We start from the raw sequence: 19294 nt of genomic DNA on the forward strand, positions 1-19294 counted from the left end.
TAAGAAAGAGCAACTTCGCGTGAGTAGTGGAGCGAGTAAGTAAGAATATTCACTAGACCTAGGTGCGGGAACATTCAGTTACTCACTTAATTACTCATGCGAGGTTAGCTCTGGTTGCCAAGATTTTGTCTGCTTTCAGCAAGCCCGCTACGCTAATAGCGTCAGTGATGCGGTTGTCTAGGGCCATCTGCACAGCTTCTGCAAAGGGTAGCTTCCACAAGCGTAAGTCTTCGGTTTCTTCGGGTGCTACTTCGCCAGGAATGAGGTCTTCCGCCAAAAACACGAAGCCTTCTTCGTCTGTGACCGAATTGGAAGTGTGAAGTCTTGCAATGTTGGTCCAGCGCTGAGCGCTAAAACCAGTTTCCTCCCGCAGCTCCCGCTTAGCCGAGTCCAGTATGTCGAGCTCGACCGGTCCGCCACCCATCGGAATTTCCCAAGAGTATTCGTTCAGCGGATAGCGGTATTGCCCCACGAGCCATGTGTTGCCTTCCGCATCGATGGGAATAATGCCAATGGCTTTATTCTTCATGCTGACTACCCCATAAATGCCGCGCCCACCAGCTGGGTTTATAACCTGGTCTTCCCGCACGCTGATCCACGGGTTTTGATATTTCGGCTCTGTATCAAGCACTTGCCAAGGGTTGTGTGTTTCGTCGAAGTCCGGAGAAGCAGATGCGTTCATTAGAATTTGGGAAGAAAATGAATATAGTATTTCCTATATTGAGAAATTTTTCCTAATATTAGAAAGGCCTATCGGCTAGGGGCAAGCATTGGACGAGTAGAAGCAGGCGTTGGGCCAAAATATGTAGTCTAAGAAAATAGCTTCCAATACTTTTGCAACGGAAAATTATTCAGCGCGGGTAGGATTTATGGAAAGGAAGGTCCTATCTGCGTAGCAAAATTCGGCAAAGGAAGAGTGGATAAAACTCGCCGAAGGAGCGTTAAAAGCCACTGCACAACGCAGTGGCCTTTTTGTTTTAGGGGACAACTGTCGGAGAAAAGCTGGCGTATTTAACCAAGCTAGCCGTTCACATTCCGGCTAGCCTCGGAGATTTTATGGCCAACAAGCCCAAAACGCAGCCGGCTCAGCCCGAACCCGGTGATCCGCTATTCAACCTAAAACATGCCGAAGCTGAAGCAGCTCTCGGTACCGATACAAGTGCGCTGAACGAAGCCATCAACGAAGATGGCCCCGAAGACGATGACCTAGATGAAGGACCGCGTGACTCGCAAGGCAACCGCCGGGGCGAAAGTAGCGCACCTGAAGCTGGTACCACCGCTGGCAAGCACTAAGCTGTTAGTGCACTAGATAAAAAGTTTCTGATTAAGAAGCAGGCCCGCGGAACTAGTAAGGCTAGCTCCGCGGGCCTGCTTCCGTTAGAAGCTCTTATTTTTGCCGGCACTATGCTACTTGCTTCTCACACTGGTCAGCTCCTAGAGGCTGGCCTCGACGAGGCGGGGCGGGGCTGCTTGGCTGGGCCCGTGTTCGCCGCCGCGGTAATCTTGCCGCCCGATTTTGCGCCAGCTTACCTCAATGACTCCAAGCAAATGACGGCCAAACGCCGGGAAGCGATGCGTGCAGAGATATGCGCAGAAGCGGTAGCATGGGCAGTAGCAGAGGCCTCACCGGAAGAAATAGCTACCATAAACATTGAGCAGGCAAGTTACCTTGCTATGCATCGGGCGGTAGAAGCGCTACGCGTGGCACCAACGCACCTGATTGTGGATGGCAAGCGCTTTCGGCCCTACCTAGGTATTGATCACACTTGCCTCATTGGTGGTGATGGACGCTACCGTAGTATTGCCGCCGCATCGGTACTTGCCAAGACTTTTCGAGATGAACGCATGCGCGAGCTAGCTGCCGAGTTCCCGTTTTATGGTTGGGAGCAGAACGCGGGTTATCCCACGGCCCGCCACCGCGACGGTATCCGAGCACACGGACCTACCGTGCACCACCGGTTAGGCTTCCGCCTTTTATAAAAAAGCAACAAAGTGGCTGAGCAACGGAGTAAAGACAAGCTCTAAGAACTTATCTACTCCGTTACTCTTACGAAGCTAATCTTTGAGGCGAAGTAGGTCTAGGAACAGGCTGAAGCCATCGACGGTAGAACCGCCTTCCCCAAACTTGTCGAAGGTCAGAGGCTTGACGATATAGCCACTTACTGCTAGCTCGCGGGCTTTGAGTCGGTCGGCTTCCAGGTCGGAAGTGGTCATGATGAATACATTCAATCCCACAAATTCTGGGTCGGAGCGAAGTGCTTCGAGCAATTCGAGGCCATTCATGCGCGGCATGTTGATATCGATCATCACCACGCTAGGTTTGTCGATTTTCGGCTGGCTGTTTTCGCCCCGCAATAAGTTGAGCGCTTCGCGGCCATTGCCAGCAATGTGCAGCGGAACGTTGACGTTATGTTTGCGCAACTCGCGTTGCACATTCATGATATCCATCTGATCGTCTTCGACGAGCAGAATACAAGGGGAGGAAGGAGCTGTTGACATAATCGTACAGAGACCAGGAAAGGAAAGCTAGGTCCCTATACGATTAAGATTTAGATTGAGCTAACTCGGTATGAGTAGCTAGCGCGGCAGCTACAGGCGGGGCACTAAGCTTGGGCCACGTGAAAATGAACGTAGCTCCTTGGCCCTCGCTGGATTCGACGTGAATGTTACCACCTTGGCCCTCCACAATCTTTTTCACAATAGCCAGCCCTACGCCGGTGCTTTCGAGCGTGTCGCGCGCGGTCAGGGTCTGGAAAATGAGGAAAATACGCTCGTGATACTCTGGAGCAATGCCTGGCCCATCGTCGCTCACGGCAAACGTGTACTGCTGCCGGTCTTCGCGGTAACTGACTCGCACACTGCCCGTGGCTGGGTGGTCGTGGTACTTGAGCGCGTTGCTGATCAGGTTGGTAAACACTTGCTGGAGCAAGACCCGTGGCGTAGCGAACGTAGGCAAGTAAGTAGGAAGCTCCAGGCGGAAACCAGCGGGCGGCGCCATCGAATCTGTAATCTCCGTGAGCAGCTCCCGTAGGTTGACGCGCTCAGTGGCTTGCTGTACTCGCCCTACCCGTGACAGCTCCAAGATACCCGTAATCAAGTTTTCCATGCGGTGCACACGAGTGCGCATAAGCAGCAGGAATTCCTGAATGTGAGGCGGCAAATCCTCGCCCATGTCCTCCTCGATCCAGCGCGTAGCACTCTCAATTCCGCGCAATGGCGCTTTCAGATCGTGCGATACAACGTAGGCAAACTGGTCGAGCTCTTGGTTGCGACGCTCTAGCTGCGTAATCGTGGAGCCAATGGTATTCGACATGGTATTCATCGAGTCGGCTAGCTGGCTCAGTTCATCGTAGTCCGTGTCTTCAATGCGTGTTTTGTAGTCCCCTTTTGCCAAGCGGACGGCTAGGTCCGTCATTTTGCCAATGCGCCGCGCAATGAGCCGGGTAATGTAGATGGCCCACGTAACACCAAGCACACTGGCGAGCAATGTGATGGTGATAGAAATAAGCCGGTTTTCGTTGATGCTATCTGTCAGCTTTTTGCGCAACTCGCTCCGGGTTTTGAGCTCCGTGGTATCGAAGCCGCGAAAGAGCACCCGGATCTGGTCCATCATGAGTTTACCCGTGAGCCCTTCGGCTAACAAGCGGTGTTCCATGCCCTGCAAGCCTAGCTGGTTTGGGATGCGCCGCTTTGCCTCCCGTTTCTCACTGACCATAAGATGAGAGTACGCAGACCACTGCTGGAATAAACGTTGGGCGCGCACTAGGCGCTCGTATTGCGGCGAATCTGATTTGAGCAGGCCGCGAAGCTGCACAAACCGACCTAGCAGGCTTCGCTCACCTTCATAGTAAGGCTGCAAAATGGCCGCGTCGCCGATGAGCAGGTAGCCGCGAAACCCCGTCTCCATATCAATGATGCCACCCACCAAAGAGGTGGCTTCGCTGGTAATGCGCTGCGACTCGGCGACGCGCTGTGCATTGCGGAGCACCTTGCGCGAGAGCTGATAGTTGATGAGAACAACGCCAGCAAACAGCACCAGGATGGCTAAAAAACCAGCAATAAGTTTAGTGGAAAGCTTCAGCTTCATGTACGACGAGGCTACAACGGCAGATCAGCGACCGTGGCGCAACTTTTCTTCCATAGCGCGGAGAAGCTGTACAATACGGTCGGCCATGACTTGTACGTCAGCGAGGCCAGTAATGGCTTGTTCTGTTTCGCCGGCGAGGCGCAGATCCATCAGTTGATTAGCTTTTTCGTGAATTTGCCGGTGCACCCGGTTCAGCTCGTGCGCCTCCGGTAAGTGCTTGTAAGTGACGAGCGCACGCTCATTTATCCACTTGCCCAAAGAACAGAGATTCGGGTCGCGAATGGGGCCTTCCGCGGTACCGCTGCCGTAGAGGAAAGAGCGAAGCTTAGATTTGAAAAGAAAATGCTTCACCGAAGCAGTTTCAAAATCCTGTTTTATATCATCGTGCATGATGGCCGGAAAGCAAGTTGCAGCAAGAGACAGCGCCTAAAGCACAACTGTTGAAAAAGGGACATACGTAAGTTATCAAAGATAACTCATCAGTTTGAGGGCGCAGGGGCCGGGCAAATAGTTAATTTCGCCCTGTCGCTTTCGCAATTTGCTGCTCCTGTCTATTGAGCGCTTAACTCTACTCACTAAGCAATACACTATGGCCGAAGACCTTAAAACCGTCACGTTGAACGAGGTGCATCAGCAGCTAGGTGCCAAGATGGTGCCTTTCGCCGGGTACAACATGCCCGTGCGCTACTCTTCCGACCTCGATGAACACCACACTGTACGGCGGGCCGTGGGCATCTTCGACGTGTCGCACATGGGCGAGTTTCGGGTGCGTGGTCCGCATGCCCTCGACCTGATTCAGCGTGTGACCAGCAACGACGCAAGTAAGCTCACCGATGGCAAAGCGCAGTACGCGTGCCTGCCCAACAAGGAAGGCGGTATCGTCGATGACCTGCTGGTCTACCGCTTGGCCGATGAGGATTACATGCTGGTCGTGAATGCTTCTAACATCGAGAAAGATTGGAACTGGATCAACCAGTACAATACTGAAGGTGCGGAGCTGGAGAATGTCTCGGACGAGATTAGCTTGTTTGCGGTGCAAGGCCCAAAAGCCGCCGCCGCCTTGCAGCCGCTCACTGACGCCGACCTAGGTAGCATTCCGTACTACTCGTTTGTGCAGGGCACTTTCGCCGGCGCGCCCAACGTTATTATCTCCGCCACGGGCTACACTGGCGCGGGCGGCTTCGAGCTGTACGTGCCGAACGAACACGCCAAAGCAGTATGGGATAAAATTATGGAAGCGGGGCAGCCCTATGGCCTTAAGCCCATCGGTCTAGGGGCCCGCGATACGCTCCGCCTCGAAATGGGCTACTGCCTGTACGGCAACGACATCGACGATAAAACGTCGCCGTTGGAGGCAGGCCTAGGTTGGATTACCAAGTTTACCAAAGAGTTTACGAACTCGGCTACGCTGAAGCAGCAAAAAGAACAGGGCGTAGACCGCAAGCTCGTGGGCTTCCAAATGGACGGTCCTGGCATTCCACGCAGCCATTATCCCTTGGTCGATGAAGCGGGCGAGCCGGTTGGGGAAGTAACGTCGGGCACCCAGTCGCCTTCCTTGAGCAAAGGCATTGGCCTAGGCTACGTGAAGACGGCACTAAGCACGCCGGGAAGCAAAGTGTTTGTGCAGGTACGCGGAAAGAACTTGCCGGCTACCATCGTGAAGCTTCCCTTCGTGCCTGGTACGGAAGAAGCATAAGTAAAAACAACTCATAGAAGCTCAAACGGCCATGCCTCGCTATCTGGCATGGCCGTTTGACGTTAATACCATCAGTTTTGACAACACAACCTAGCCTCGACGTTTGCTTGACGCCCGAGCTGCTCTCCCTTTTCGATTTGCGCGGCCGTGTGGCGGTAGTCGTTGATATTTTGCGCGCCACTTCCTCTATGGTAACAGCGTTGGCCGCCGGCGTAACGCACATTGTACCGCTAAGTGAGCTAGAAGAATGCCGTACTTATGCCGCGCAAGGCTACCTGACTGCGGCGGAGCGAGATGGCCGGCAGGCGGCCGGGTTCGACCTAGGCAACTCGCCCTTCGGCTACCTCGATGAGGCGGCACCAGTGCGCGGCCGGGCGGTGGCCATCACCACCACCAACGGCACGCGGGCGCTCCAGCTTTCTCTTTCCGCCGACGCTGTTGTGGTAGGTGCTTTCCTTAACTTGCAAGCCGTCGCTGCGTTTGCGCGTCAGCAGCAAAAAGACGTCGTCGTTGTCTGTGCCGGGTGGAAAGGCAACTTCAACCTAGAAGACACTCTTTTTGCCGGCGCATTGGCCGAGCTGCTGGCTCCCGACTTCGACATCACTAGCAGTGATGCTACGCTGGCTGCGTACCAGCTCTGGCTGCAAGCCAAACCCGACTTAGCTACCTACCTGCTGCAATCGGCGCACGTCCGGAGGCTGAATAGCCTAGAAGCCAACAAGGACATGGATTTCTGTGTGCGCCTGAATGAGTACGATCTGGTACCTATCTGGCGAGACGGCCGCATTGTGGTCAATTAATAGTTAGCCGCCCGTTAGCTTTTCGTTTTGGCGGTGGCGGTCAGTGTCGCGCAGCGTCTTTTTCTCCAGGTTCTTGACAAGGGCCTCAGTGAGATTGATGCCCGTTTGATTGGCCAGACAAATCACGACGAACAGCACATCAGCTAGCTCGTCGGCCAAGTTCTTGTCGCGGTCGGAGGCTTTGAAGGACTGTTCACCATACTGGCGGGAGATGATACGCGCTACTTCGCCCACCTCTTCGGTGAGGATTGCCATATTCGTTAATTCGTTGAAATACCGAATGCCGGTAGTTTGTATCCACTGGTCAACGGTTTGCTGAGCCTCTTCGATGGTCATAGAAGTAACTGCGTGAATGGTAAAGGGATAGTTAGTATGCTAGGTGCCCGGGTAAGTAGCTGAACGGCCTTGTTCAGTTGTTTAGCTACTCAGTTACTCGCGGGTGAATCGAGGACGATGGTAACGGGACCGTCGTTGAGCAGGCGTACTTGCATATCGGCGCCAAACTCGCCGGTGGCAACGGTTCGGCCGAGGAGCTGTTCTAGCATTTGCACAAATTGCTCGTAGAGGGGAATGGCAATTGGAGGCGAAGCCGCACCAAGGTAGCTAGGTCGGTTGCCTTTGCGGGCGTCGGCCAGCAGCGTAAACTGGCTTACGACCAGTATTTGTCCTTCTATGTCTTGCACGCTGCGGTTCATCTTGCCTTCTTCATCGCCGAAGATGCGCATCTGCACCAGCTTACGCGCTATCCAATCCAGCGCGGGCATATCATCGGTAGGAGCAAAACCCGCCAAGACCAACAAGCCAGGACCAATAGCACCCGTAACGCGACCTTCAACGGTGACACTCGCCCTGCTAACGCGTTGAATGACTACTCTCATATAGTAAGTGGAGGTTGAAGGCGAAATGTAGCGCGAAGCTTTCACTTTGTCCGCCATGTTATTGTCGCGGGGCAAGAAGGCGGTAAGCACTGTAGGCAACAAAGTATTGCGGGCAAGTCCGTACTTGCGTACTGAGACATGATAGATAGCAACCGTGGAATAAGTAGAGCACTGTGGCTCTTGGGGGCATTATTGCTCGTCGCGGCAGTGCGGCTGCACGGGCTAGCCGCCGCGTCGCTGCCCGACTACGACTCGGTACGTAACTGGCAGATTGTGCAAGAAGTAGCGCATGGCAACTTGCGCAACCTTTTCCACCACGGGAGCCCCGGCTTTTCGCTGCTCTACGCTCCTGTGGCGTGGCTCACCACGGATTTTCACGTGTTCCAGCACCTAAACGCGTTGGTTGCCGTAGCGGCGGTTGGCTGGCTGACGCACTTTGTTAGTAAAGCTGCCAAGCTAGCTCCTTATGAGAGTGCGCTGCTGACGCTTTTCGTGGGCACTTCCGTTTTTCTCACGTTCTCTGGGCGCGATTTCACGATGGGTTCGTGGAGCCTGGTGGCTTTTACGGGCTTGTTACAAGCGTATTACCAACGTTTGCACCAGGCAACACCTAGGTCGCTGCTGCGGGCCGCTGTTTGGGTCACTCTTGGTTTATGTATCAACTACAAGTTTCTGCTCACGTTGCCCATTCTTGTGGTTTTCGAGTTGCTGCAACAAGATGGACTGCTGTTTCAGCCGCGCAATTTGCTGCGCGTAGTGGGCATCATGGCTGTTCCCTATGTGGTGCTGGCAGTCGTCGGCTGGCTCGCTGGGCTTCAGTGGTACCGCTGGCTAGGCGTATATTACAACATCATGCGGCCAGGTGCACCGAATGCTGCTGGGCGCTTAGGTATCACCCAGACGCACCCAGACGCATTTTATTACCTTAAGTACATCCGCGACTTCGAGTCGCCATTGATGCTACTAGCAGTATTTGCCGTGCCTATTTTGTGGTGGCAAACCTTGTTTCGCCAACTGAAGCGGCCTAACATAATTCGATACCTAGCTATTTGGAGCTACTGCTTCCTGGCGGGCATGTCGTTGCTGCTAAAGGCTCCGCGCGGCTTGCTGTTGGTTTATGGGTTGCTGTACGTGCTGGCCTTTCTCAGTTTGCGCCGGGTGCTCGACCGCCGTTGGTGGGCGCTAGCAGTGGTGGTAGGGGTTGCTGTTGCTTTCAACCTGCGGCGCATTCAGCAGGAAGTTTACGCTTATACCCCGAGCAATTATGCCAAAGTAGCGGCGTGGCTGCAAAACCATAAGCAGCCAGTGGTGGCGAGCACCGTAGGATTAGGTGTGGCGCCTTATGTGGCACCCAGCCTCGTCACAGTTATCACCGATGAGCAGCAGCTAGCTACGTTGCGCCAACAAGGGGATAAATATGTGCTGCTCGATGGGTATTGGCGCGTAACCAACGTACGCAACTTCGAGACGCTGCGCCAGTTGCCGGCTGTAGCTAGTTGGTCCGAGCCTATGCTCACTGCGCCGTTGCTTTTCCTGGAGCACTCCGAGTATACCAGCCTAGGCTACGAAGAAACCCTCGCCTTGCAGCGCGCAGCTAGCCGCGACTCTCTACAGCTGCGCCTGCTTTCAATTGGCAGTAAGTAGCTGGTCGCTGCACCTAGGTGCCAATCACCGCATGATTTGTAAACTATCTAGGGCGTGTTGGTAGCGGCGGGCGTTTTGCTTGTGCTGGGCGTATGTCTCGGCGAAATCGGAGTAACCGCTGCGGTCGGGGCGGGCGCAGAAGAAGTAGTAGTCGTGCGCCGTGGGTTTGAGAACGGCATCCAAACTCTGGCGGTTGGCCGACGTGATAGGGCCCGGTGGTAGGCCTTTATGTTTGTAGGTATTATAGGGCGAGTCAACGAGTTTGTCTTTGTTGAGCACCCGCTTCACGCCAAAATTGCCAATGGCCCAGAGCAAGGTAGGGTCGGCCTGCAAGCGCATGCCCCGGCGCAACCGATTAAGATAAACGCCCGCGATAATGGGTTTGTCTTCGGGCTTAGCCGTTTCGCGCTGTACAATGCTCGCTAGCACGTGCACCTCCGTCGGCGACAAGCCTAGGGAATCGGCCCGGCGCTGGCGCTTCGTAGTCCAAAAACGGCCGTGCATGGCCGCCGCCGAATCCAGGAACTGTTCGGCCGATGTGTTCCACAAAAACCGGTACGGCCCCGGCAAAAACAACGTCAGGATGGTCGTCGTGTCGAGGTGGTAACGACGTTGCAGGAAGGTGTTGTTGTGCAATAATTGGCGCAGTTTACTTGAATCGGCTTCAAGCTGGCGCGCAACCTGGCGGGTGAGCTGGGGCTTGTATTTGAAGGCATCTAACTGAAAAGCAACTGTATCCTGCTGCCCTTGCATAAGCTTATCAAGCAGTACTGCATTGCTGGCTCCGAAGTTTAGCAAGTAGCGGCCTGGCCGCACGTGTTCGGGGTATTGCCGCCGCTCGGCTAACCACGCAAACGTAGCGGGCTCCTCCAGCAGATCTTGGTTTTCGAGCGAGGCTAGCACCTCTTGGAAAGAAGCGCCCGTACGGATGTACAAATACGCCGGGCCAAAAGGCGACGCAACTACGTTAGGCTTCCATTGCACGCGCCACGCTACGTAGAGACCTAGGCCGCCCAGCAGCAAAAATAGCAGTACTAAAATCGCCGCGATGCGACGGCGCAAGAGGAGGGAAGCAGAAGAATCGGATGAAGGCAAAGCAAGGAATTAGACAACAAATCAGGGCTTGATAGCCTTAGCGGCTACGCGCTGCCACGCAAACGCATAATCGCCCTGAGGCAGTTCGCGGATATGAAAGATACGAGCTGCCGCGGAAGGAGCAGTGGCAAAAGCTGCGCGCACAGCTTCGGCTTGCTGACCCGTGCACCCTGACTTGGCCATCCAATCGTTGAGGTGCATGGCAATATCGGCGGTAGGCTCGCAAAGGGCTGCCACGTGCAAGCCAGCGGCTTCCAACGCTTGGTGCCATTCCTGGGGTGCTAGGTTGCGCATGTGCGAGGGGTCGCGCATGGCTTCTACCCGGTTTTGCCATTCATTTACTTCCGGCTCATCGTCGGGCACGCAGGTGTCAGCTAGCAGGAAGCGCCCATGCGGACGCAAAACACGCTTTACTTCGCTCAGAAATTGGGGAATAGAGTGAAAGTGATGCGGCGCAATGCGGCACGTTACGATGGAAAAGGTTTCGTCGGCAAAAGGCAACGATTCTGCGGCGCCTTCCTGCCACGTCACATTGTCGATGTTCTGCGCCGCTTGTTGCTGCCGTGCTTGCTCCAGCATCCCCGTCGATACATCTACACCTACCACTGCTTGCACAAAAGGAGCGAAAGCTAGGGCCGTAAACCCAGTGCCAGTGGCGACATCCAGCACCGTATCATCGGGCTGACACTCGGCTTGTTCCAGTAGCCAGTTGAGGGCCGTGCCCGTCCAGGAATTCCACTGCGCGTTATAATGGCTGGCTTGACGATCAAATTGTTCTTTGGCGGAACGAGTAGACATGGCAGCAAGAATTGAAGCGGCGAAATAAAGGGTTGACAAGGTAGCGTGTGGCTCAGGAGCCAACGCAAGAAGCTAGGTTTTACAAGGCAAAAGGCTCGGCCACTAAGCTATATGCTAAGCCGTGCCGCTCAGCCGTTTCACGAAGAATAGTTTGTTGCCAAGGGCGAAGCACTTGCTCAGCACCTAGCTCAATGATGTCCGCAATCAGGCGATTCGACAACACCAGGTTGGCTACGTATCCGTTGATATCGTTGGTGATATGGTTTTTTAGTGTAGTTAGGAGCTGCTCGCGGGCATCAGCGCGAGATGCTTTTTCGCCGCTCAGCCGCCGCCGAAAGGGAAAACGCCGCTGCTCGGCCGGCAAAGGTGGCTCCGGCACCGACACGAAGTTATCGGGCGAGAGGGCCGCAAGCTGATCTAGGTACGGTGAGCGTTTCAGCTCGGGGTGCAAGCCGCGCGTAGCTTTCCAGTCCGTTGCATCGAGGGGCATGGCGCGCACCAGCTCCGAGAGACGGTCGTTGGCAAACACCATGTAGGGCGGCCGGTCCAGCTCCTTCGCTATCCGGTCGCGGAGCATGTACAGGTCGCGAAACAGTGGCAGCTCGTTCGGCTGAATGCGGTATTTACCGGCAATACGCAGGTATGGGCGCTCGTCGCGGCTATAGCGTACTTCCTCCAATGCCTTGTTCTCTTCTTCGGCCCAGTGCAAGCGGCCTAGCTCGGCTAGTTTGGCCGTGAGCCGGTCGCTTAGCTCGAACAGGTACAGCACATCATTGGCCGCGTACAGCTTTTGGGCTTCTGTGAGGGGCCGCTTCAGCCAGTTCGACTTCTGCTCGCCCTTGTCTACTTCCAGCCCTAGCTCCGCCTGAATCAGGCGACCGAGGGAAATATTATTATCCGACTCGCCGAGCAGGGTGTACTGCACACTGGTATCTGTGATGTGGCGCACGTGCACGCCGTACAGCTCATCTAACAGAAGAATATCAGATTTACAGCTATGAAATACCTTCTCAATCGCTGGGTTGCGCAATAGAACCCAAAGAGGCTCTAGCTCGTGCGCGGGGTTCGTCAGTGGAATAGGATCAATAAGATAGACCTGCTGACCGTCGTAAATTTGGATAAGAGCGAGGTTGCGCCCGTAACGGTGGCGCATGTCGTCGAACTCCAGGTCAACCGCTAAGCGTGCCTTAAATTGTAAAATCTCGGCCGCTTGCTGAACGTCGGTCGAAGAGGTTATATACTGAATGTCCGTCATTAAGAATGAGATAGTACAAGGCAGAAACCAGAGAAACAGCGACGCAAGAAACTGGTTCTAGGCGGAGTAAAGGTATGAATCGGCGGCGGGGAAAGCCAATGCTCCGCGCGTGCCTGCAGCAGGAGCTACCCCAGCCACAGAGGACTTAGATAGGAAAGAACAACGAAGGCCCAGCCAAAACAAGGATTTTGGCAAGAAAGCTACGAAGAAAAGGAGCAAGCGAAGCAGGTTGCTAACTGGACTCTGAATGGAAAGGCAGCGGAAAAGCTAGGTCGTTGAAGTCGTTTGCTCTGACAAACACACTTTACAGTGTAAAAGAGATAAGACCAGTTTTCGCCAAGAGGCTCATCGTTAAACATAAATTACGATGTACTCAGTAGAGAATAGGGTACCCCTCGGTTTGTATTGCTACACCCGGCATAGTTTCCTCTCTAGATTCAGCTAGCGTTGGGTCGGGAGCAGCTAGCGCGTTGCAAGAGACAAGAAAAGCTAGGTCGTTGCTGGCTTTTTGTTTTTCCAGCGCTCAGGCGTAAGCCAAAGTAGTTATGGCAAATAGAATGAAGTGGGTATTAAGAATTGATTAAAAATTTATGATGTAAAGTAAAAAGATGGTAGCGCAAATCATCTTTTCGTGATAAGTTTGTATTCCTGCCTGCCCTTTTACTATAGCAACATCGGTTTGTTGGCTCATCTTTCCTCTGCGCTGCCAACTGCCTCCCTGATGCCTTGCGCGTAAGCCGTTGTGCTTGCCTAGTAAAGCCTAATTACTGCGGTTGATTGATTTTCCACTGTCCTGAGCGGGTTGTGCTTGCATGCACTTGCAGTAGGATTTTTCGATGACTTTTTAGGCTTCCATCAGTATAGTAGGCTGATGGTTTTTTCACTTAACCGGCCCAGTGGGCACATTTAATGAAACAAAAACCTCTACTCATCTTGATATGGTGTCTGTTGCTGGCCACAGTGGCCTGGGCGCAGAATCGTACAATAACCGGTAAGGTTTCCGGCCCAGAAGGCACTGGTCTGCCGGGCGTAACCATTCTGGAGCGTGGAACTACCAATGGCACAAGCTCTAACGCCGACGGGGACTACTCGTTAGCGGTAAAGCCAGGGGCCACGCTAGTAATCAGCTCCATCGGCTTTGAAAGCCAAACCGTGGCAATCGGCTCATCATCGACGCTGAATGTCACGTTGAAGAGCAACGCCACGGAATTGAACGAAGCGGTGGTCGTTGGCTACGGAACACAATCCAAGGCTGACCTAACGGGCTCGGTTACGCAGCTGAGTGGGCGCGAGGTGCAAAACGCCCCCGTACCTAGCTTCGAACAAGCTATCCAAGGAAAGGCCGCGGGAGTATTCATCGAAACCAGCAGCGGCAAAGTTGGGCAAGGAATAAAGGTGCGCGTGCGTGGCACTAGCTCCGTGAGCGGTGGTACTCAGCCGCTGTACGTTGTAGATGGCATTCCCATTATTTCGGATGACCAGTCGGGGACTTCGGCGCCTACAAATCCCATTGCAGATTTGAACCCCAACGACATTGAGTCGATCAGCGTGCTGAAGGATGCCTCCGCATCGGCTATTTACGGCTCACGCGCTTCCAATGGCGTTGTGTTGATCACAACCCGTCGGGGCAAAGCAGGAGCCACTCGCTTTTCGCTAGGGTTTCAAACGGGCACCAGCAAACCAACCAACAAGCGTGACTTTTTGAACGCGCAGCAATACGTCGAGCTATTCCGGGAAGCGGCGGCTTACACGCAAGCACACGCCCAAACGACGGCGGAGCAAAGCCAGATAGCCACAACGGAAGCACGCTTGCAGCGCTACTCTGCCGGCAACACCGCTTACCAAACGGGAGCAATAAATGCCGATTGGCAGGACGAAGCTTTCCAACGAGCTCCGTTCAGCCAGTATGACCTGAATGCCAGCGGCGGCAACGACAAGACCAAGTTTTACATTTCGGGGCTGTACAGCAAGCAAAACGGCATCCTGATTGGTAACAAATTCGAGAAGATAGCGGCACGCTTAAACCTCGACCACAAGGCCACTGATAAGCTCACGCTAGGTGTAAACCTAGGGTTGACGCGTACCGTGAACAACCGCATTTCCAATGATAATGCCTTCAGCACGCCCATGCAGATCGTGTCGCTGGCTCCCATCACACCCATCATTGACCCACGGACAAATCGCCCGAGTGGCGCCCTGGATACGCTCACCGGCTTGCCGAACACAAACTACCCGACGTATTATAACCCCTACCTGAACTACATCGGGTCTACTTACACGACCACGAGCTACCGAGTGCTGGGCAACGTGTACGCCCAGTATGACCTCTTCAAAGGCCTGAGCTTCCGGAGCGAACTAGGTATGGACTTGCTCAACCAAGATGAGTACCAATACCAAGGGCGTGTGACGGCACGTAACAGCGGCTTTGCCAACAACGGCACCGCCTTCAATCGGCACGTGACCAACGGACGCTACACGACCAATAACTTCTTCACCTACCGCTCTACTTTTGCCTCCGATCATACCGTGGAAGCAGTGCTAGGTATGTCGTACGAAGAGCGCCGAATAAATGCGAATAGCCTGTCGGCGCAGCAGTTTGCCAGTGATGCGTATAAGCAGATCGTTAGTGCGGCGGCCATTACAGCGGGCTCTTCTACGTCGACGGGAAGCTCTTTGCTCTCGTACTTTGGCCGTGTAAACTACGCCTATGCGAGCCGCTACCTGCTTAGCCTGAGTGCCCGCGTGGATGGCTCATCGCGTTTTGGAATCAATGAGCGTTATGGCTTCTTCCCCGCGGTTTCAGTGGGTTGGGTAGTAACCGAGGAAGAGTTCTTGAAGAATCAGACGGTGTTGAGCTTCCTGAAGCCACGCATCAGTATCGGCAGCACGGGTAACCAAGACTTCAGCGACTTTGCCTCGCTAGGCCTGTATGCTGGCGATGCTGGCTACGTTGGCACACCCGGCCAGCGGCCTTTCCAGTTGGCCAACCCCAACCTGAAGTGGGAAACCACCACGCAGACCGATGTGGGCCTGGAAGCAGGATTCCTTGATGGCCGCATCAGCATCGAGGTAGACCTGTACCGGAAGTTGACTAAGGACTTGGCGTTGAATGTGAACGTGCCCGGCACATCAGGCTTCACAACGCAGTTTCGCAACGTCGGTAATCTGGAGAATGAAGGCGTCGAGTTCGGCTTGAACACCCGCAACTTGGTGGGAGATTTTACTTGGAGTACCAACTTCAACCTATCCGCCAACCGCAACAAGATCACCAACCTGCAAGGCCAAGTCATTGAAGGCGGGTTCTTGAACCGGGCCGTGGAAGGCCAACCCATCGGCGTATTCTACGGCCGCGAGTATGCGGGGGTGAACCCCGACAACGGCGACGCGCTGTATTACCTCAACCGCGTGGATGAGAATGGCAACACCTACATCGACCACAGCGCTGGCACCACCAACAACTACGATGCTGCCAACCGCGTGGTGCTGGGCAATCCCAACCCGAAGTGGACGGGTGGTATCACCAACACGTTCACCTTCAAAGGGCTAGACCTAGGTTTCACGTTCCAAGGCGTATTTGGAAATAAGATCTACGACGGTGGCGGCAAGTTTTTCTCTGGCAGTGCTAGCAATGGTTACGATAACCAAACCATCGACCAGCTGAACCGTTGGCGCAAGCCCGGCGACATCACGAATGTGCCCGAGGCTCGCTTGAACCGCGCGAACGGCACTGGCGAGTCGTCGCGCTACCTCTACGATGGTGCGTATGTTCGCCTCAAGACCTTGACCTTCGGCTACACTCTACCTAGCTCGCTGATGAAGTACGCCCGCATGCAGTCGGTACGCGTGTTCTTCAACGCCGTGAATCTCCTGACCTTCACCAAATACAAAGGATGGGACCCCGAAGTAAATGCCGATTATCTGTCGAGCACCAACAACGGTACCACCACTTCCTCGGCCAATATCTCGCAAGGCAACTCCTTCTACACGGCCCCGCAGGCACGTACGATGACCTTCGGCATCAACGTAGGCTTCTAAACCTAACCTAGGTCAACGACAGGTCCCTGACTTACTTCCGACTTCTCACTTGATGAAAAAGATAACGCACTTTATAGCCGCCGCAGCGCTCCTGACGAGTACGCTGACTGGCTGCGACAAAAAGCTTGATGTTGAGCCGTTGAACAATGCACCAACGGAAAAGGCCTTACTCACTTCCGCCGACGTTGAGGCTGCCTTGATTGGTACCTATGACGCACTGCAAAGCCGCCGGTTATACGCTGGTCAGATTCAGTTTATGTCAGAGCTGTTAGCCGATGCTGGCGAACTATCCTTTGTGGGTACCTACGCGCAGCCCGGTGAGGCATTTCGCAAGAGCTTGCTGGTGAACAACGCCTTCGTGGCAAACACGTGGACAGAATCATATCGTTTGATCAACACGGCCAATAGCGTATTGGCGAACATCAGCAAAGTAGAAACTGCCAAGCGCGACCGGGTAGAAGGGGAGGCCAAGTTTCTGCGAGCCATCACGTACTTCGAACTGGTACGGTTGTATGCCCGTGACTGGAACGATGGAAACCCGCAAGCCAACCTAGGCGTGCCGTTGGTGCTCACGCCTACGGAGACAATTGATGCCTCTGCCCAAGTATCCCGCAACACGGTAGCGGAAGTATACACCCAAGTAATTCAGGATCTAACAGATGCGGAGGCAAAAATCCCAACCTCCAACGGGGTATTCGCAACCAAATATTCGGCATCGGGTTTCCTGGCGCGGATATACTTGCAGCAGTCGCGCTACGCCGATGCCGCTGCCGCTGCTAGTCGCACTATTGCTTCTGGAAAAGTATTGGTTGCTTACGCCGATGAGTTTACGACCACAACGAACACAACAGAAGACATCTTTGCCGTGCAAATAACAGCACAGGATGCACTCAACGAGCTAACCACTTACTTCTCGACCCTCGGTCGGAGCGACGTAGAAATTCAGCCCCAGCACCTAGCTCTTTACGAAGCTGGCGATGCTCGCAGAGCTTTCTTCAAGACGTCGGGGGGTGTCGTGTACACCCGTAAATTCGATCAGCCTTACGGCAACGTGAAGGTGATGCGCTTGGCGGAAATGTACCTGACGCGTGCCGAAGCAAACTTCCGTAGCGGCACTACTACGGGCGCCACACCGCTAGCCGACATCAACCAGATAAGGTCCCGTGCTGGCTTAGCCCCACTAACTACTCTGACGCTAGCTAATATCCTTAAGGAGCGTCATCTGGAATTGGCTTTCGAAGGGTTCCGCCTGGGCGATATCAAGCGCAACAAGGAGAACGTAGGTACTATTTCCTACAACTCAACGAGGCTTGTCTATCCTATCCCGCAGCGCGAACTGGATACCAACCGGAGCCTAAAGCAAAACGAGGGCTACAACTAGTACTAGCTACACTAAAGCAAAAAAGGCCGCTACAATGCTGTAGCGGCCTTTTTTGCTTTAGTGTAGCTTATTCTTCATCGTCCTCCTCGTCGGCCGCATCAAAGTCGAGCTCGGAGGCTAGGTCTAAGGCTTCCGCAATGACCTCATCCATGAGTGCCTGGCTGTCTGCGTCCAAGGTGCGCTCGAAGAGGTTGAGCAGCTGTTCGCCTTCCTCGTTTACATAAAGGTTGGTGTAGAGGCGCTCAAACAGCTTGGCGTCGCGGGTAATGGTGGCGTCGATATCGGCCACAGAGCGGGCACGCAAGGCTTTGTGTAGCACTTCCATCACGCGGCGGCTCTCTTCGTGGTCACCTAGGTCGGCTAGCAGCTTCAGCAGCGACATGGCTACGCCCAAGCGCACCCGCTCGAAGCGGAAAGCTAAGTCCGTTTTAGAGGCCTGTTCGAAAGCGGCATACGCCGTGCGCGTTGGTTCGGTGATATAGGTAGTCACGTCAGCTTCGGCCCGGAAGGCAATGCGTAGGAGCTGTTCGTAAGGATAGGTTTGCATGGGAAAAGAGGAAAGCAGAAAAAGGGAGCTGATAGCAGTAGTGCCCAAAAGCACACAATTACATACCCTAGGGGTGTAACCCAAGGAGGCAAAGGTACGATTGATTAGCAGGCCGCAGGTGCTTACCGCGAAGAACTACGTATGCCTGCTTATTACTCATCAAAACTTCTGACGGATGACACACAAAGAGAAATGGCTGATTTTTGCCCCTTCCGGGCTAGTAGTTATAGGGTTTGGTACTTGCTTGGTGCAATGGGCTACTTCCCTGATGCAAAAGAAAGCACCTACCCGCGACTGGGTACTGGCGGGCACTGGCGCGCTGGTAGTGCTTAATGCGGGAGTTAGTCTGTTTGGCCGTGGCGTGGCAGAAAGCGTGCTGTACCAAATTCGGGAGCAAGGCCCGTCCGCAGTGTTGGTCGATAGCATTCCCACTGAAAGTGCTGCCATCGATACAGAAGAAGCATCGGCGCTCGATTAAGTAGAAGCATAGTCGACTTTTGAGCCCCGCTCATGCTTCGGCCAGCGCAGCATGGGCCGTTTAGCAAAAATGAGGGCCCGCTTGGTTCTACCGAGCGGGCTTTTTTGCGCGTGGCAAGCTAGGTGCTACTCCTCCAGCTCGGCGGCTGTTGGCACGGCAGGCAGCCCCGCGGCACGGCGGCGACGCTCTTGGTCGTCTTCCAGAACGTTGAGCTCTATATTCAACGCATCCACCGAAATCTGAATTTCCCACAGGGCTAGCGCCAATGACACTAGCAGGGCAATTAAGCTAGCTCCAAACACGATTTCCCCGGCCAAGGTGTAGCCTGCAAAAAGCAAAAACATACACAGCACGCAGCCAAACATACTCGCCGTGCCCACTGCCTGCATGTTGCGAATCAGGACGAGCCGCTGCCGTAAGCTTCGGATTTGCCCGAGCAGATGCGTGCTATGCGTGGTAACGTATTGGGTATTGAGTGCCCGCACCCGGTTGGCCAGCGCGAGGAAACGGTTGGTATGAGCTAGCAAAAGCAGCGACAAGGCCGGAAAGAGCAGCGCTGGTGTCGTAAGCGTGATGGTCATAAGCCTGAGTTTCAAGAGC

At 54.3% G+C, this 19294-nt stretch carries 19 protein-coding genes; 8 read left to right on the top strand and 11 right to left on the bottom strand.

Going from position 1 to position 19294, the window contains the following annotated elements; genetic code table 11:
• Nucleotides 1-94: 94 nt before the first annotated feature.
• Nucleotides 95-682 (bottom strand): NUDIX domain-containing protein, encoded by a 588-nt coding sequence (locus BXP70_RS05895; RefSeq protein WP_086593088.1) that lies wholly within the window; start codon nucleotides 680-682, stop codon nucleotides 95-97.
• Nucleotides 683-1056: 374 nt separating this feature from the next.
• On the opposite strand from BXP70_RS05895, the gene BXP70_RS05900 reads away from it, so the two are divergent.
• Together BXP70_RS05900 and BXP70_RS05905 are read left to right on the top strand one after the other, a co-directional pair.
• A complete protein-coding gene (locus BXP70_RS05900; RefSeq protein WP_086593089.1) occupies nucleotides 1057-1293 on the top strand; it encodes a hypothetical protein in 237 nt (78 codons plus the stop codon).
• A gap of 111 nt (nucleotides 1294-1404) precedes the next feature.
• Nucleotides 1405-1980 (top strand): ribonuclease HII, encoded by a 576-nt coding sequence (locus BXP70_RS05905; protein WP_086593090.1) that lies wholly within the window; start codon nucleotides 1405-1407, stop codon nucleotides 1978-1980.
• A 75-nt stretch (nucleotides 1981-2055) separates the two neighbouring features.
• Here the strand turns inward: BXP70_RS05905 and BXP70_RS05910 are convergent, their stop codons facing one another.
• The 3 genes from BXP70_RS05910 to BXP70_RS05920 are packed head-to-tail and all read right to left on the bottom strand — an operon-like array spanning nucleotide 2056 to nucleotide 4477.
• On the bottom strand, nucleotides 2056-2499 hold the full coding sequence (locus tag BXP70_RS05910) for a response regulator (RefSeq protein WP_086593091.1): 444 nt from the start codon (nucleotides 2497-2499) through the stop codon (nucleotides 2056-2058).
• A 43-nt stretch (nucleotides 2500-2542) separates the two neighbouring features.
• Nucleotides 2543-4087 (bottom strand): sensor histidine kinase, encoded by a 1545-nt coding sequence (locus BXP70_RS05915; RefSeq protein ID WP_086593092.1) that lies wholly within the window; start codon nucleotides 4085-4087, stop codon nucleotides 2543-2545.
• Nucleotides 4088-4111: 24 nt separating this feature from the next.
• Entirely contained in the window at nucleotides 4112-4477 is a 366-nt protein-coding gene (locus tag BXP70_RS05920) for a CZB domain-containing protein (RefSeq protein WP_086593093.1), read from the bottom strand.
• A gap of 199 nt (nucleotides 4478-4676) precedes the next feature.
• On the opposite strand from BXP70_RS05920, the gene gcvT reads away from it, so the two are divergent.
• Nucleotides 4677-5783 carry a glycine cleavage system aminomethyltransferase GcvT gene (gcvT, locus tag BXP70_RS05925; protein ID WP_086593094.1) on the top strand — a complete coding sequence of 369 codons (1107 nt, stop codon included), beginning with the start codon at nucleotides 4677-4679 and terminating at the stop codon, nucleotides 5781-5783.
• A gap of 77 nt (nucleotides 5784-5860) precedes the next feature.
• A complete protein-coding gene (locus BXP70_RS05930) occupies nucleotides 5861-6583 on the top strand; it encodes a 2-phosphosulfolactate phosphatase (protein ID WP_086593095.1) in 723 nt (240 codons plus the stop codon).
• 3 nt (nucleotides 6584-6586) lie between these two features.
• Here the strand turns inward: BXP70_RS05930 and BXP70_RS05935 are convergent, their stop codons facing one another.
• Together BXP70_RS05935 and dtd are read right to left on the bottom strand one after the other, a co-directional pair.
• Complete coding sequence (locus tag BXP70_RS05935) at nucleotides 6587-6919, bottom strand: nucleotide pyrophosphohydrolase (protein WP_086593096.1); 333 nt, start codon at nucleotides 6917-6919, stop codon at nucleotides 6587-6589.
• Nucleotides 6920-7008: 89 nt separating this feature from the next.
• Nucleotides 7009-7461, bottom strand: coding sequence for a D-aminoacyl-tRNA deacylase (dtd, locus tag BXP70_RS05940; protein ID WP_086593202.1), 453 nt, complete (start codon nucleotides 7459-7461; stop codon nucleotides 7009-7011).
• 138 nt (nucleotides 7462-7599) lie between these two features.
• Here dtd and BXP70_RS05945 point away from each other — a divergent pair, with 138 nt between their 5' ends.
• The gene (locus BXP70_RS05945; protein WP_143436385.1) at nucleotides 7600-9105 is read left to right on the top strand and encodes a hypothetical protein; all 1506 of its coding nucleotides are present in this window, start codon (nucleotides 7600-7602) and stop codon (nucleotides 9103-9105) included.
• A 24-nt stretch (nucleotides 9106-9129) separates the two neighbouring features.
• On the opposite strand, the gene mltG is transcribed toward BXP70_RS05945, so the two are convergent.
• The 3 genes from mltG to BXP70_RS05960 all read right to left on the bottom strand — a co-directional run bounded on the left by mltG (nucleotide 9130) and on the right by BXP70_RS05960 (nucleotide 12253).
• Complete coding sequence (mltG, locus tag BXP70_RS05950; RefSeq protein WP_179197604.1) at nucleotides 9130-10167, bottom strand: endolytic transglycosylase MltG; 1038 nt, start codon at nucleotides 10165-10167, stop codon at nucleotides 9130-9132.
• Between the two features lie 54 nt (nucleotides 10168-10221).
• Nucleotides 10222-10998 (bottom strand): class I SAM-dependent methyltransferase, encoded by a 777-nt coding sequence (locus BXP70_RS05955; protein WP_086593099.1) that lies wholly within the window; start codon nucleotides 10996-10998, stop codon nucleotides 10222-10224.
• 79 nt (nucleotides 10999-11077) lie between these two features.
• Nucleotides 11078-12253, bottom strand: a complete 1176-nt coding sequence (locus BXP70_RS05960; protein ID WP_086593100.1) for a ribonuclease D — start codon at nucleotides 12251-12253, stop codon at nucleotides 11078-11080.
• 909 nt (nucleotides 12254-13162) lie between these two features.
• Here BXP70_RS05960 and BXP70_RS05965 point away from each other — a divergent pair.
• Complete coding sequence (locus BXP70_RS05965) at nucleotides 13163-16288, top strand: SusC/RagA family TonB-linked outer membrane protein (protein WP_086593101.1); 3126 nt, start codon at nucleotides 13163-13165, stop codon at nucleotides 16286-16288.
• Between the two features lie 52 nt (nucleotides 16289-16340).
• Nucleotides 16341-17669: a RagB/SusD family nutrient uptake outer membrane protein gene (locus BXP70_RS05970; protein WP_086593102.1), complete on the top strand. Its 1329-nt coding sequence runs from the start codon at nucleotides 16341-16343 to the stop codon at nucleotides 17667-17669.
• Nucleotides 17670-17736: 67 nt separating this feature from the next.
• Here BXP70_RS05970 and BXP70_RS05975 read toward each other — a convergent pair whose 3' ends face one another.
• Nucleotides 17737-18216 (bottom strand): hypothetical protein, encoded by a 480-nt coding sequence (locus BXP70_RS05975; protein WP_086593103.1) that lies wholly within the window; start codon nucleotides 18214-18216, stop codon nucleotides 17737-17739.
• A gap of 175 nt (nucleotides 18217-18391) precedes the next feature.
• Here BXP70_RS05975 and BXP70_RS05980 point away from each other — a divergent pair, with 175 nt between their 5' ends.
• Nucleotides 18392-18694: a hypothetical protein gene (locus BXP70_RS05980; protein ID WP_086593104.1), complete on the top strand. Its 303-nt coding sequence runs from the start codon at nucleotides 18392-18394 to the stop codon at nucleotides 18692-18694.
• Between the two features lie 125 nt (nucleotides 18695-18819).
• Here the strand turns inward: BXP70_RS05980 and BXP70_RS05985 are convergent, their stop codons facing one another.
• Nucleotides 18820-19275, bottom strand: a complete 456-nt coding sequence (locus BXP70_RS05985; protein ID WP_086593105.1) for a DUF2721 domain-containing protein — start codon at nucleotides 19273-19275, stop codon at nucleotides 18820-18822.
• Nucleotides 19276-19294 lie beyond the last annotated feature (19 nt).

The sequence above is a fragment of the Hymenobacter crusticola genome, from assembly GCF_002154225.1.
In the GTDB taxonomy this organism is placed as follows: domain Bacteria; phylum Bacteroidota; class Bacteroidia; order Cytophagales; family Hymenobacteraceae; genus Hymenobacter; species Hymenobacter crusticola.

Coding starts and splice junctions, on each gene's coding strand:
- BXP70_RS05895 (WP_086593088.1), bottom strand. CDS start 682: ATGAACGCATCTGCTTCTCCGGACTTCGACGAAACACACAACCCTTGG.
- BXP70_RS05900 (WP_086593089.1), top strand. CDS start 1,057: ATGGCCAACAAGCCCAAAACGCAGCCGGCTCAGCCCGAACCCGGTGAT.
- BXP70_RS05905 (WP_086593090.1), top strand. CDS start 1,405: ATGCTACTTGCTTCTCACACTGGTCAGCTCCTAGAGGCTGGCCTCGAC.
- BXP70_RS05910 (WP_086593091.1), bottom strand. CDS start 2,499: ATGTCAACAGCTCCTTCCTCCCCTTGTATTCTGCTCGTCGAAGACGAT.
- BXP70_RS05915 (WP_086593092.1), bottom strand. CDS start 4,087: ATGAAGCTGAAGCTTTCCACTAAACTTATTGCTGGTTTTTTAGCCATC.
- BXP70_RS05920 (WP_086593093.1), bottom strand. CDS start 4,477: ATGCACGATGATATAAAACAGGATTTTGAAACTGCTTCGGTGAAGCAT.
- gcvT (WP_086593094.1), top strand. CDS start 4,677: ATGGCCGAAGACCTTAAAACCGTCACGTTGAACGAGGTGCATCAGCAG.
- BXP70_RS05935 (WP_086593096.1), bottom strand. CDS start 6,919: ATGACCATCGAAGAGGCTCAGCAAACCGTTGACCAGTGGATACAAACT.
- dtd (WP_086593202.1), bottom strand. CDS start 7,461: ATGAGAGTAGTCATTCAACGCGTTAGCAGGGCGAGTGTCACCGTTGAA.
- BXP70_RS05945 (WP_143436385.1), top strand. CDS start 7,600: ATGATAGATAGCAACCGTGGAATAAGTAGAGCACTGTGGCTCTTGGGG.
- BXP70_RS05955 (WP_086593099.1), bottom strand. CDS start 10,998: ATGTCTACTCGTTCCGCCAAAGAACAATTTGATCGTCAAGCCAGCCAT.
- BXP70_RS05960 (WP_086593100.1), bottom strand. CDS start 12,253: ATGACGGACATTCAGTATATAACCTCTTCGACCGACGTTCAGCAAGCG.
- BXP70_RS05965 (WP_086593101.1), top strand. CDS start 13,163: ATGAAACAAAAACCTCTACTCATCTTGATATGGTGTCTGTTGCTGGCC.
- BXP70_RS05970 (WP_086593102.1), top strand. CDS start 16,341: ATGAAAAAGATAACGCACTTTATAGCCGCCGCAGCGCTCCTGACGAGT.
- BXP70_RS05975 (WP_086593103.1), bottom strand. CDS start 18,216: ATGCAAACCTATCCTTACGAACAGCTCCTACGCATTGCCTTCCGGGCC.
- BXP70_RS05980 (WP_086593104.1), top strand. CDS start 18,392: ATGACACACAAAGAGAAATGGCTGATTTTTGCCCCTTCCGGGCTAGTA.
- BXP70_RS05985 (WP_086593105.1), bottom strand. CDS start 19,275: ATGACCATCACGCTTACGACACCAGCGCTGCTCTTTCCGGCCTTGTCG.